Genomic DNA, 14,139 nt, shown 5'->3' with positions numbered 1-14,139 from the left:
GATAAGACGATAGTAGATTTGTTTGAGGAACAGGTAGCAAAAACACCTGAAAATATTGCGCTCATTTTCCGTGGGGAGGAATTGACGTATAAAGATCTGAATGATCGTGCGAACCGTTTGGCTCATTATTTAAGAATTACTTATGTGTTAAAGGGGGATGATCTGGTAGGAGTAATGATGGACAGATCAGTATGGTCTGTTATATCTATACTGGGTATTTTGAAAGCAGGAGCCGCATATGTTCCTATTGATATCAATTACCCGCTTGACAGGAAATCATATATCATCAAAGATACCGCACTAAAAGTGTTGATTATAGAATCGTCCAGTATGTTGGAGGTAATTGAACTCGATGTAGCAGTGTTATCTATCGATATACAGTTTGATGATTTTGAGCAGTTGGATAGTTATGAGCGTGATTATATTATTAATCCGGATGATTTGGCCTATGTAATTTATACTTCCGGTTCTACAGGTAAGCCTAAAGGCGTAACGATCAGACATACCAGCAATGTGAATATGTCGCTTGACCAGATACTGAAATTTGATATAACAGAGCAGGATCGTGTTTTACAGTTTGCCTCATTGTCTTTTGATGCTTCTGTTTCAGAAATCTTTATGGCTTTTTATTGTGGTGCTACACTGGTGCTGATAGATGAGTCAATAATTGCCGATGGAGATAAATTTCTGGATTATACCAGGAAACATGGTGTGAGTGTAGTTACATTCCCACCTGTTTATCTGCGAACATTGGACAGAAGTAAACTGGATTTTCTCCGTGTGATCATTACAGCAGGAGAAGCCGCCGTTGTAAGCGATGCACTGTATTATGCGGGAATTTGCTCGTATTATAATGCTTACGGGCCTACCGAGTGTGCTGTATGTGTATCCATTTATAAAGTGGATCCGAAGGGCACTTATAAAGGGCAGATACCGGTAGGTAAGCCCATAGCAAATATGAAAGCGTATATCATGAATAATGATATGAACTTATTGCCTGTAGGGGTCGAAGGTGATTTGTATGTAAGTGGGCGGGGGTTAGCGCGGGAATATTTACATCTTCCTGAATTGACAGCTGAAAAATTTGTAATGTACAAAGGTGAGCGCTTGTATAAAACAGGAGATAAAGCCAGATGGTTACCGGATGGTAATATTGAATTTTTAGGAAGGGCAGATGATCAGGTGAAGATTCGTGGCTATCGGATAGAATTGGATGAAATAACATCGGTGCTTAACAGTATAATTCCTGGTATAGTAGTGGCTAAAGAAGATAGTTTAGGTAATAAACGTTTGATAGCTTATGTGGTTGCGGATAAGAATTATGATCGTGAAAATATATTGCAGCATCTGAAACAACAGCTGCCTGAATATATGATCCCTGCATTATTGATCATGTTGGATGCCCTGCCCTTAACAACTAATGGCAAAGTGAATAAGAAGGCGTTACCAGACCCTGATACAGCAACATTGCTGACAAATGAGTATGAGGCGCCACGGGATGAAACGGAACAACAGTTGGCTACCATATGGGAGGAGTTATTGGGAGTGGGCCGGGTTGGTATTCATGATAGCTTTTTTGAGCTTGGCGGCGATTCAATTATTTGCATACAGCTGGTGAGCCGTGCAAATAAATATGGGTTCGTTTTACATCCACAGGATATTTTTGAATACCAAACTATTGCCGCTTTATCTGCACGACTGAAGGAGAATGCTGTTATACAGGTTGCAGAGCAGGGTTTGTTGACGGGAGAGGCGGGTCTGCTGCCTATACAGCGTTGGTTTTTGGATACGGAATACGATAACAGATCTCATTATAATCAGTCACAGCTTTTAAGTATTGATAAAAAAGTAACTGCGTTGCAGGTGACGAATATTGTACAGACGCTGGTGACCCATCATGATGCACTCAGATTCCAGTATATACAAAAAGAGAGTGGATGGATACAGGAATATGGCAATGCGGCAGGTGTTATAGAAGTTTATGAGGGAGGGGATATTACGGAATTGTGCAACGAAGCGCAGAGGGGATTAGATATCAATAAGGGAAGTGTGATAAAGGTATTGCTTATAAAAACACCGGTAGATGAGCCATATAACCGGTTGTTTATGGTAATACACCATTTGGTGGTAGATGGCGTATCGTGGAGGATTTTACTGGAACAGTTTCAGGAAGGATTAAAGCATCCTTCTGCAGCATTGGGTGCAAAGAGTAGTTCTTTCAGGGAATGGGTGAATGCATTGAATGTGTATGCGGAAAAATATGAGGTAACCTCACAATTGGCTTACTGGCAATTTGTTGCCGACGCATATAAACCTTTACCTGTGGACAGGGTAATTGAAAAAGTATTATGGGCAGATAGGCGTACGCATACAATAACGCTCAATAAAGAATTGACGCGTTCCTTGCTGATGGATGTGAATAGGACTTATAACACCGAAATCAATGATATTTTATTAAGCGCACTGATAAAAACATTAAATGAATGGAGTGGAAGTTCGTCATCTGTTATCGGAATGGAAGGACATGGCAGGGAATTCATTTCTGCTGATATCGATACCAGCAGAACAGTTGGATGGTTTACAAACGTGTATCCATTATTATTGGAAACAGAAGAAGGTATTGCTTCAGGAGATCTGATCATGTCTGTAAAGGAACAGTTGCGTAATGTGCCTCATAAAGGCATCGGATACGGGCTGTTACGTTATAGCTCAGCACTTAATGCAAAGTGGGATATTGTTTTCAACTACCTGGGCCAGGCCGATAACGTGCTGGCAGGTAATGAATTTTTGTATTCTGCGGCCGAACATCCAGGCAATAACATAGGGGGTACCTATCCGGCAGTTACAAAATTGGATATCAATAGTGTAGTCAGCGAAGGTATGCTAACATTACATTGGGGTTATGCCGAAAAACAATATGAACAGGCTACTATTGAGACAATCTCAAAAGCCTTTATTGCTCATCTGAGTACATTGATCATGCATTGTATCAATAATGAGAAGCAATCTACACCCTCAGATTATGGATTGTCTCCTGAGATTAAATACAAAGAATTATCTAAGTTTTTAGCTGGCAAGCAAATTAGTGATATCTATCGTTTAAGTCCTTTACAAAAAGGCATGTTATTCCACCATCTGTATGACAATAATGGAAAAGCATACATGGAGCAGATGCGGCTCGACTTGCCGCATGGGTTGGATATAGACGCTTTTGAAACGGCATGGAATTATATTATTAAACATCACAGTATACTCAGAAGCGGGTTTGTTGCTGATGAACTGAGTATACCTGTGCAATGTGTACATGAGAATGTTTTGATACCATTATCTGTATTTGATTACAGTGATGTGGAAGATAAGGAAGCTGCTGTAAATCGGTTTTTAGCGGCAGATCTGGAACGTGGATTTGATTTTAAGACACCTCCGTTGATGCGTATTGCCCTTATTAAGTTAAGTACATCTTCTTATAAAATGATATGGACTCATTACCATATTATACTGGACGGCTGGTCAAATGCGGTGCTGATCTCTTCCTTCTTACAGGCTTACGCGGCTTATTCCAGAGTTAAGCTACCTGTTGCTATTCCAGTCGATAACTATGGAGATTATATCAGATATATTGGAAAGACTGATCACTATGCGGCTGAATTATTCTGGAAAGAGTATATGGCTGGTTATAGTGAAAAGAGCTTCCTGCCTTTTACTGGTAATGTGTCTGAAATAGAGAGAAATAAAGGAGGTCAAATAGGACATCAACAATTGGTTATTGATGGTGAGATGGCAATTGCAGTAAAACGGTATTGTCAGCAACATCAAATAACAGTAAATACGCTGGTGCAGGGTGTCTGGTCTTTGTTGTTGAGCAAGTATACTGGGAATAATGGAGTTGCTTTTGGAGTAGTGGTTTCTGGTCGTCCGTCAGACTTGTCTGATGCTGAGCACCGGATTGGTTTGTACATAAATAATCTTCCTTTGTACACCGTTGTGCCCGTGGCACAGGTTGCATCTGATTGGTTGGTTACTATTCAAAAAGAGCATACAAAAGCAAGGGAATATCAGTATACAACTTTGAATGAGATCCAACAGTGGATAGGTGTGAAGGGGGACCTGTTTGATACCATCTTAGTGTTTGAGAATTATCCAAAAATGGATGGAGGAGAAGAGGTATTGAAAGTAGGTGATTTGATAGTAGAAGAACAGACCAATTACCTGTTGACAATCAAAGCGGTGGAACAACCGGACAGTTTACATTTTGATTTTGGCTATAACAATGATCTGCTGGATCTTTATTATGTCCAGATGATCAAAGGGCACTTTGAACAGGTAGTGAAACAAATGATAAAAAATTGCCACGTTGAAGAAATTGATATATTAACAGCAGATGAACGTGCACAGTTATTAAATACATTTAATAATACTGTTGTAAATTATGATATTGAAAGCACTATAGTAACTTTATTTGAAGAGCAGGTGAACAAAGCACCCGATCTTACAGCGATTGTTTTTGAAGGAGAGGAATGGACTTACAGAGAACTGAATAAACGTGCGAATCAGTTAGCGGGATATTTAAGGAAAAAAGGAGTCGGCGAAGGTGATCTGGTAGGGATTTGTATAGATCGGTCGTTAGAAATGATGGTAGGTTTGCTGGGGATATTGAAGTCGGGAGCTGCTTATGTTCCCATTGATCCAACGTATCCTGTTAATCGTATCAATTACATGCTGGAAGATTCACGGGTGGCAACATTGCTTGTGAATAAAGATACACAGCACCTTATTACTAAAGGATCAGTACCCTTTGTATTGTCTTTGAATGATCGCTCATTGTTGGATGGAGAGGATACAGAGAACCCTGTTATCTCATTACCTGCTACGTCGTTGGCTTATATTATTTATACATCAGGTTCCACGGGAAGACCCAAAGGAGTAATGATCAGCCATCGGAATGTAGTGAACTTTTTTACAGGTCTTAATCAGCGGTTTGAGTCTGATGAGCAGCAAAGTTGGTTGGCCGTTACGAGTATCAGTTTTGATATATCTGTGCTGGAATTGTTCTGGACATTGACGAAGGGGAACAGGGTGGTTATTTTACCAGATCGTCCGGTGCCATTGACCGATAAAGTGGATATGGATTTCAGTCTGTTTTATTTTGCCGCGCAAGAGGCCATTACATCAGGAAATAAGTATGAGCTGTTATTGGAAGGAGCGAAGTTCGCCGACAAGAATGGGTTGGCTGCGGTATGGATACCGGAGCGGCACTTCCATAGTTTTGGAGACCAGTTCCCGAATCCTTCTGTGGCAGCGGCAGCAGTAGCGGTGTTGACAGAACGTATCAGGATTAGGTCGGGGAGTGTGGTGCTGCCATTGCACGACCCTATCAGGGTAGCAGAGGAGTGGGCTATGGTAGATAATTTATCATCGGGACGGGTAGAAATGTCTGTAGCATCTGGCTGGCACCCCAATGATTTTGTGTTTTTGCCTGACGATTATAAACAAAGACATCAGGCAATGTGGGATAAACTGTCTGTAGTGCAGCAGTTATGGGAAGGAAAATCTTTATCCCGCCGTAATGGAGTAGGGAGTGAATGCAATGTAGTGATACACCCTAAGCCGATTCAGGATACTTTACCGGTGTGGATAACCGCGGCCGGAAGTGAGGAAACATTCAGACATGCGGGCGCCATAGGAGCAAACGTGCTGACGCATTTACTAGGTAAGACGAAAGAGGAATTAAAAGACAGGATCACTGTATATAAGGCATCTCTGGCTGAGCATGGGTTTGACCCTGAACAGGGTAAGGTAGCGGTGATGCTACATACTTTTGTGGGGGATGATTTACGACAGGTCAAAGAGACGGTGAAGGAGCCATTTAAAAATTACCTGCGGCATTCAATTGATCTGCTGAAGCCAGTAGTAGACCAAGCCGGATTGAGTCTTGAAAGAGATTTGGATATAATATTGGAAATGAGCTTTCAACGATACTTTAGTACGAGCGGGTTATTCGGAACTCCGGAGAGTTGTTTGGCGCGTATCAGGGAGCTGCATGCCATAGGCGTAAATGAGATTGCGTGTCTCATTGATTTCGGAATTGATAAGGATATAACATTAACACATTTATCGCATCTGAAGAAACTGCAGGAACTGGTAAAACAGACGGCAGCCCAGCAACAGCTGCTCGCCAAACGTATGGAAAAATTATGGTCGCCGGAGGAGATCATTTTGCAACAGGGTATTACAAATATGCAATGCACCCCTTCGTTTGCCAAGGAGCTGGTGAGTAACGCTATTGGTCAGAATGCATTAAAACAACTGAATACATTACTGATTGGTGGAGAAGCATTGCCGGTAGCGCTGACTAAGGACGTATTTGCTTATTACAAGGGTGCTATCTATAATATGTATGGCCCTACTGAGACGACTATTTGGTCTACGATCAAAGAGATTAAACATACGGACAAGGTATCAATTGGGACACCTGTTTCGAATACACAGGTGTATGTGTTGGGCGCCCGTAATGAGTTGTTACCAGTAGGAGTAGCAGGTGAGTTATATATAGGAGGGGATGGTGTTTCGCGTGGATATCTTAATAAACAGTCACTAACGGATGAGAAGTTTGTCAATCTTTCTTTTGGAAAAAATGGTAAGATATACCGCACAGGAGATCTGGGGCGATGGCTGCCAGATGGAGAGCTCGAATGCCTGGGAAGGCTGGATGACCAAGTGAAGATTAGAGGTCACAGGATTGAAACAGGAGAAATAGAAAGTGTGATCAGTGAGTTGCCGGAGGTGAGTCAGTGTGTGGTGGTGAAGAAGGAAGATGCTTTGGGGAATAAGATGTTGGTGGGGTATATAGTACCAGGAGATGGATTTAATATGACGGAAGTGACGGCGTATATAAAATCCAGGCTACCGGCCTATATGGCACCTGCGTTGTTGATTACGCTTGATAAATTACCATTGACACCCAATGGAAAGATTGATAAAAAAGCGTTACCTGATGCTGGTAATATTGAATTACTGCATGGTGAGTATGTAGAGGCAAGGAATGAAATAGAGGAAAAGTTGATCAGGATATGGAGTGAGTTATTGAAAATAAAAAAGATCAGCGTAAAAGATAGTTTCTTTGATCTGGGAGGTAATTCCTTGCTGGCTATACAGATTATTGCAGCAGTGGGTAATGAATTGGGTGTGCAGATCACTATTAAGGATTTGTTTGAAAACCCTGTGGTTGAAGCATTGGCATGTGTGATCAGTGGCAAAGAGCAGCGTGTGGTCAACAGATTGATGCGGGCACCGGAGCTAAAGGCTTATCCACTTACTGGTATTCAGAAAGCATACTGGCTGGCTTCGCAGCAGGAAAATGTGTCTATCTCCTATAATATTACATTGGGTTGGAAAGTAGAGGGGGTGATAGACCAGATAAGGCTAACTAAGGCATTCCGGTTGTTGTTGCAGCGGCATGATATCCTGCGTTCAGTGATCAATTATGATGAGCATGGAGAACTTAGATTATTTGTGCGTGACACTATAGATGGATTGATAGAGGAGCCGGGCGATCATGAACCACTGAGCCTGTTAGCAGAAGAGAACCGGTTCGTGTTTGACTTTGAACAAGGGCCTTTATTGAGGATCAGGCTATTCAGGAATGCAGCTTCAGAATATTTTATTCTGTTTAATACACATCATATCATATCTGATCCCTTCTCTTTGAAAATAATATTTGTAGAATTACTGGCGCTTTACAACGGCGATGTGTTGCCACCGATTGGTCACACGTTCAAAGATTATGCTTACTCGCTCTCCTTACAGGCAGATGGCCGTTCGCAACATGAAAGGTTTTGGAGGAGTTATCTTAAGGATAGAATTCCGGAAGTACGGTTCCCTGCCGTTAAGCAAAATGTGGCTGTGAGTAATGAGGCAAATGTTGTGGCGCTTAGGGTTACTGATAAGGCATTGTTGCAGACAATGAGAAGTTATAACAGAGAGCAGCAGGGGACGATGTTCGTGATGTTGTTGACATTGGTAAACGTATTGGTGTATATGGAAACGGGACAGCAGGATATCAGTTTTGGTAGTCCGGTGAATGGCCGAGATACAGGAGAATTAAAAAGCATAGTGGGACTTTTTCTGAATACGATCATCATCAGGACATCCATAAAAGAAGATCCTGTTTTTGCAGCCTTATATAACATGGTGAAAGCATCCGTACTATCTGCATTAGCGCACAGTGATTTTCCTTATCTTGAAGTAGCAGATGTAGATACAGGTAAGGGTGAATTCAATATAGGATTTAATCTCAACCCTACTGATCTTAATATGGCGGAAATCAGCTACCCTGATCTTCATTTTATACCGTTACAAGCCGAAGGGTATTTTGTAAAAGCGGATTTATGGTTTGATACTGCAGAACGGGAAAATGATTTGACTATATCGCTTTCTTATCGTAAAGATCGTTTTGAAGATGCCTATATAAAGACCCTGATAGATAAGCTGGAACGTTTGCTGAAATATTGTATGACCAATAAAGACGCTACGTTAACCTCGTTAAAAGCTAAAATCGTATCTGACCGGATGGATACTGTGAAGAGTAAGAACCTCACAAAACTCAAAAGCCAACTTTAATTTCCTAAATAATTTATATATGAATAATCTGAGCAAATTGAAGAATATTCAATCCAGTTCTGCTGTGATCAGCGATCAGTCGCTGGTAGTTAAAGAATTTTTATCGGCAAGCCAATTTCCGTTGGTGATCAGGCCAAGATATAAAGGCGTTGACCTTGTTGACTGGGTAAAAAAGAGCCGAGCTGAATTTGAAGGGGAATTACTGTTACATGGCGGATTATTGTTGAGGGGGTTTGGTATCGGCACACTGGATGATTTCGGAAGGTTTGTAGATGCTTTTGATTCGGCTCCAATAGCATATATGTTTCGCTCTTCACCCAGGCATGAGCTGGATGAGAAGGTGAAAAATGTGTATAATTCTACAAATTACCCAAAAGGAGAAAGTATTAACCTGCATAATGAATCTTCTTATAGCAGATCCTGGGGCATGAAGATATTGTTCTGTTGCCTGCAGCCTGCAGATGAAGGCGGGGAAACGCCAATAGCAGATTCAAGGAAAATACTGGCATCTATTCATCCCGACCTGGTGAATAAGTTTAAAGAAAAAGGCGTGTTGTACAAGCGTACACTTATTAAAGATATCGGCATGTCCTGGCAGGAAGTATTTCAGACAGATGATCCAAAGATGGTAGAAACGGTGTGTAATAAAAATAATATCAAGTATGATTTTGTAAGTGATGACCATCTGAATATTGAGTGGGTAAAACCCGCTGTTTATCTGCATCCAGTATCAAAAGAAGCCACTTGGTTCAATCATGTTTATTTCTTTAACAAATATTCAAGGTATGAAGAGCTGGGACTTGCATATACAGAAGAGGTTTCCTCTGACCTGATACATACTGACACCTTGTTTGGAGATGGGACGACTATAAGTTTAGATGAATATCTCGAAATAAAAAGGGCCTATAACCTTAATAAGATCGCCTTTGAATATGAGAAAGGGGATATCATTTACCTTGATAATATGCTGGCCGCTCATGGCCGCAATCCATATGCGGGAAAACGCTTGGTAGCCACGGCGATTATTGAACCCGCCGGAGACAATTTAACATCATCAATTAATTTATAGCATGAGGCAATTTCAACTTTCAGGCCAACAAATTCGTGATCTGGCCCTTTGGCAGGCCACTGGTTTAGGTACGATAACGGCTGATTTTACTATATATGGAACTCATAGCAAGGAAGCCATTTTTACCGCGCTTGCAACAATTACTGATCGTCATGATATACTCAGAACGAATTTTGTTTACAGAGATGGTGTAAATATACCTTTTCAAACAGTCGCGCCCAGGTTAGGAATAAAGAATCAATGCTTTGATACGGGGCAATTGAGTCTGGAAAAGCCGTTATCGGTGAATGTAGTGTTTGCTGATTCTGTTACTGTTATATTCAGAGCTTTGGCGCTGATACTGGATATATATACCGTACAGGAACTACGTCAGGAGATCCAGACTGTACTAAATGGTGTGACTTTGGCAGTAGATGCGGATGATTTGTTACAATTTGGTAGTTATACAGAATGGGAGGTGGGATTGACTGAAGAAGGAAATCCGGAAGCCACTGCTTTCTGGAATGAAATAAGAACTAATGCAAGTAAGGACACTGGGCTGTTTGTATCAGATAAGCTAATAGATACATCTTCTGGCCTGCATAGTGAATTTGATGGTACTTACATTTCATTAATGGCTGATAAGCTGCAGGTATCTGAGAAGGTATTGTTGCTTTCATTGTTTAAACAGAGTATTTCAAGGTATACAGATAAGAAATCGCTGACGATTGAATGTTTGGCTGATGGACGTGTGTATGATGAACTAAGGATGACACTGGGTCCTCTGTCAAGATTATATCCTGTTAATTTTCAGGAAGATAACGATACTGATCCCGCAAAACTAATGGCGCACATCAATAGCGAACTGGAAACCGCTGCGAACTGGAACGATTACTATTATGCGTTGCCTGATGAGTTATGGCCGGATAGTAGGTTACAGTTCGTATTTGAGTTCCTAGAGGGCGGAGTTAACGTACAGGATGACTTTAATGGCAGATTGAAGTTGCGTGTCGTGAAGACAGTCGCTTTATGGAAATTGGATCTGATTTTCCCTGCCGGAAATTACTATACGGCTTTAGCGTCTTTGCTTATGGCAGACCTCAGCGAGAGATTATATGATATAAACTTACCGGTGTTACATGTAAGTGAGAAGGATAAAAAGCATATACAGGATTATAATGATACCCGTATTAATTTACCCGCGCTTACTTTACCCGAAATGATCAGGCGGGTATTTCGTACGCAGGGGAATGATATTGCTGTGCAGGGGACGAGTGAACATATTACATATTATCAGCTGGAAGAAAGCGTAGGGCATATAATAAGTGCGCTCATTCAGGATTATGGCATAGCGAAGGGGGATGTTGTGGGGATACTGATGGATGATGATATGCAGGTACCAGCAGCCTTACTTGGTGTATTGTTCGCGGGTGCTGCTTATGTGCCACTTGATCGGCATAATCCAGGAGCGCGATTAAAGAATATTATCAATGAAAGTAAATGCAAGCTGATCATAAGTGATAAATGGGTGCCGGAGGAAGTGAAAGATAATTGCGGAGAGACAGAATTTGTTGATGTTGAATATTTACAGATATCGAAAATATCTTTAAGTAACCCGGTAATTGTTGATCCTTCGGATACTGCTTATCTGATTTTTACGTCTGGAACTACCGGTATACCAAAGGGGTGCCAGCTATTGCACGGCAACCTGATGAATTATATCCATTGGGCTAATGGGTATTATTTTAAGAAAGCGGAAGAAGGAAATTTTCCTTTACTTACCAATTTAAGTTTTGATCTTACTGTCACTTCTATATTTACTACCCTGAGCAGGGGAAGGACTTTGTATTGTTTAGACCGGGAATTAAGCCTTGTTGAGAAACTGGGGTATTGTTTTCGTAACCCAAACGGAATTGATACCATTAAACTGACCCCAACGCATATTTCTTTATTGTCTGATGTCGATATCCGTGATTCGGATATAAAATGTGCTATTGTTGGCGGCGAAGAATTACGATTTTCACACGTAGAGATACTAAGGGCTATTGCACCCGGAATAACCATATATAATGAATATGGGCCAACTGAGGCAACGGTAGGCTGTATTGTAAAGCTGATAGAAAAGGATGATGAGAAGATAACAATAGGGCGGCCTATTGCAAATATGGAGATGCTGGTGCTGGATGCTGAGGAGAGTCTTTTGCCTGTTGGAGTAGCCGGAGAACTATACATTACAGGAGCAGGGGTTGCGAAAGGATATTGGGAACAGCCAGGTATTACTGCTGATAAGTTTAAAGCCCTTTCCGGAGTGAGATATTACAGGACGGGCGATCTGGTGCGTTTGCTGCCTAATGGAGACATGGAATTTTATGGAAGGATAGATGAGCAGGTGAAGATACGGGGAAACCGCGTAGAGCTGGGAGAAATACAGGACTGCTTATCCTGTTTTGAAGGGATTGGACAGGTGGTCGTGGTGGTAAAGAAAGACGTAGCCGAGGAGAAATATATTACGGCTTATTATGTAAGTGATAATGAAATTACTACAAGAGTACTAAAAATGTTTTTACTGGAGCGGTTACCAGATTATATGGTGCCGGCATTTTTTATACCTATTAAAAATATACCTCTTACAGCAAATGGAAAATTAGATCCGAAGCAGTTACCCGATCCTTTCATTTACCAGGTGCAGCAGAAAAGAGAATATTTACCGCCTGTGAGTGAAACGGAAAAGTTGATCACTGCTATCTGGAGCAGGATGTTACATTTGGAGAAGATCGGCGTGAATGATAATTTCTTTGAATTGGGTGGGCATTCATTACTGGCTATGCGGGTTGTTTCCGCCATGCGGAAAGAGATGGTAGTAAACCTTGTCATAAAGGATTTATTTGGAAAGCCTACAATTAAAACACTGGCCCGTTTGATTGAAGAAATGCAGGAAGGATTACTGTTACCGGAAGTAACAGTAGTGGAGGACAGGCCATCCCAGATTCCCTTGTCCTATGCCCAGGAGCGGTTATGGTTTATTGACCAGTTAAGGGGAAGTACACATTACCATATGCCTTCAGTTTTCAGGTTGCTGGGACCTTTGGATGTGCATTTACTGGAGCTTTCATTCAGGGATGTGGTTAATCGTCATGAATCACTTCGTACCGTTTTTAAAGAAGTGAATGGAATTCCTTACCAGGAGATATTGGAGAGGAATGGATGGACGCTGGATTATCATGACAATCCGATAGTGCATCTGGATGAGCTGGTGGAGCAGGAGATCAAAAGACCCTTTGATTTGTCGAAAGATCATCCTTTGAGAGTGAGGTTGTTTTGGGTGACAGACGATGAACATATTTTAGTCTTGGTGCGGCATCATATAGCGGCTGATGGCTGGTCTGGTTCTTTGCTGGTGCATGAGTTTGAGGCGTTTTACAGGGCACGTACCGGAAACGGGGGGCAAGAGTTACCAGCGTTGTCTTTGCAGTATGCTGACTATGCTATTTGGCAGCGGAAATACGTGATTGACGAGGTACTTGAAAAGCAGATAGGATATTGGGAGGAAAAGCTGCAGGATCTGGAGGCATTGAATTTACCATTGGATTATCCGAGGCCTAAGGTACAGAGTGTAAGGGGGGCGAACCTGAATTTCGTAATTAACAGAAAAGTGAGTGATCAGCTGGATGAGCTGGCTCAGCGACAGGGAGTAACCTTGTTTATGCTGTTGCTATCTGTATATAAGGTGCTGTTGTATAAATATAGCAGTCAGACTGATATTTGTGTGGGAACGACAATTGCAGACAGGCCGGAAACAGAACTGGAGCCGCTCATAGGTTTTTTTGTAAATACGCTTGCATTGAGAACAGATTTGAGTAACGACCCTATTTTTAGTGATGTGGTTGTTCAGGTGAAACGTACCACGTTGGAAGGGTATAGTTATATAGGGGTTCCATTTGAAAAAGTGGTAGACAGAGTGGAGAAAGAGCGGGACAAAAGCCGGAGTTCTTTATTCCAGGCGTTATTCGTATTGAATAATAATGAGGACGCGAAAGTCCATTCACTGGGAGATCTTATTGTGCAGCCCGAGGGACTGAGTTACCAGACAGCAAAGTTTGATCTTACATTTTTTGCCCAGGAGACAGAATCGGGGATAGCGATGTCGATCAATTATTGCAGTGACTTGTTTGCACCGGAGACGATTTTACGGATGCGGGGTCATTTTGAAAACCTGTTATCCTCCGTATTAGAGAATATTGACCAGCCCGTTGGAACTTTGCGGATGCTTGACAAACAGGAAGAGGACCAGTTGCTGAATGAATTTAACCAGTTTGAGCTGCCCTATCCATCGAGCACAGTGATAGAGCTGTTTGAAGAGCAGGCATTGGTTTATCAGGATAGAGCAGCCGTACGTTTTGGAGATGTTGTTCTGAACTATCGGGAGTTGAACGAGCGTGCCACGAAACTGGGAGCTTATTTAAGGCATGAAT

The 14,139-nt window shown here is 41.7% G+C and carries 3 protein-coding genes; all 3 read left to right on the top strand.

From position 1 onward, the window contains the following. The first annotated feature begins 18 nt into the window (after positions 1-18). Positions 19-8,619, top strand: a complete 8,601-nt coding sequence (locus tag BW976_RS28730) for a non-ribosomal peptide synthetase (RefSeq protein WP_076379132.1) — start codon at positions 19-21, stop codon at positions 8,617-8,619. A gap of 19 nt (positions 8,620-8,638) precedes the next feature. Further along, a complete protein-coding gene (locus BW976_RS28725; protein WP_076379130.1) occupies positions 8,639-9,688 on the top strand; it encodes a TauD/TfdA family dioxygenase in 1,050 nt (349 codons plus the stop codon). Between the two features lies 1 nt (position 9,689). After that, a partial coding sequence (locus BW976_RS28720) for a non-ribosomal peptide synthetase (protein WP_076379128.1) occupies positions 9,690-14,139 on the top strand: 4,450 nt, incomplete at its 3' end.

The sequence above is a fragment of the Mucilaginibacter lappiensis genome (assembly GCF_900155965.1).
In the GTDB taxonomy this organism is placed as follows: domain Bacteria; phylum Bacteroidota; class Bacteroidia; order Sphingobacteriales; family Sphingobacteriaceae; genus Mucilaginibacter; species Mucilaginibacter lappiensis.
The sequence above is the reverse complement of the archived record's forward strand: the minus strand, read 5'-3'. Positions and strand labels throughout refer to the sequence as shown.

Bases quoted from the DNA above. Each gene is read 5' to 3' on its own strand.
- BW976_RS28725 (WP_076379130.1), top strand. From the start codon at position 8,639: ATGAATAATCTGAGCAAATTGAAGAATATTCAATCCAGTTCTGCTGTG.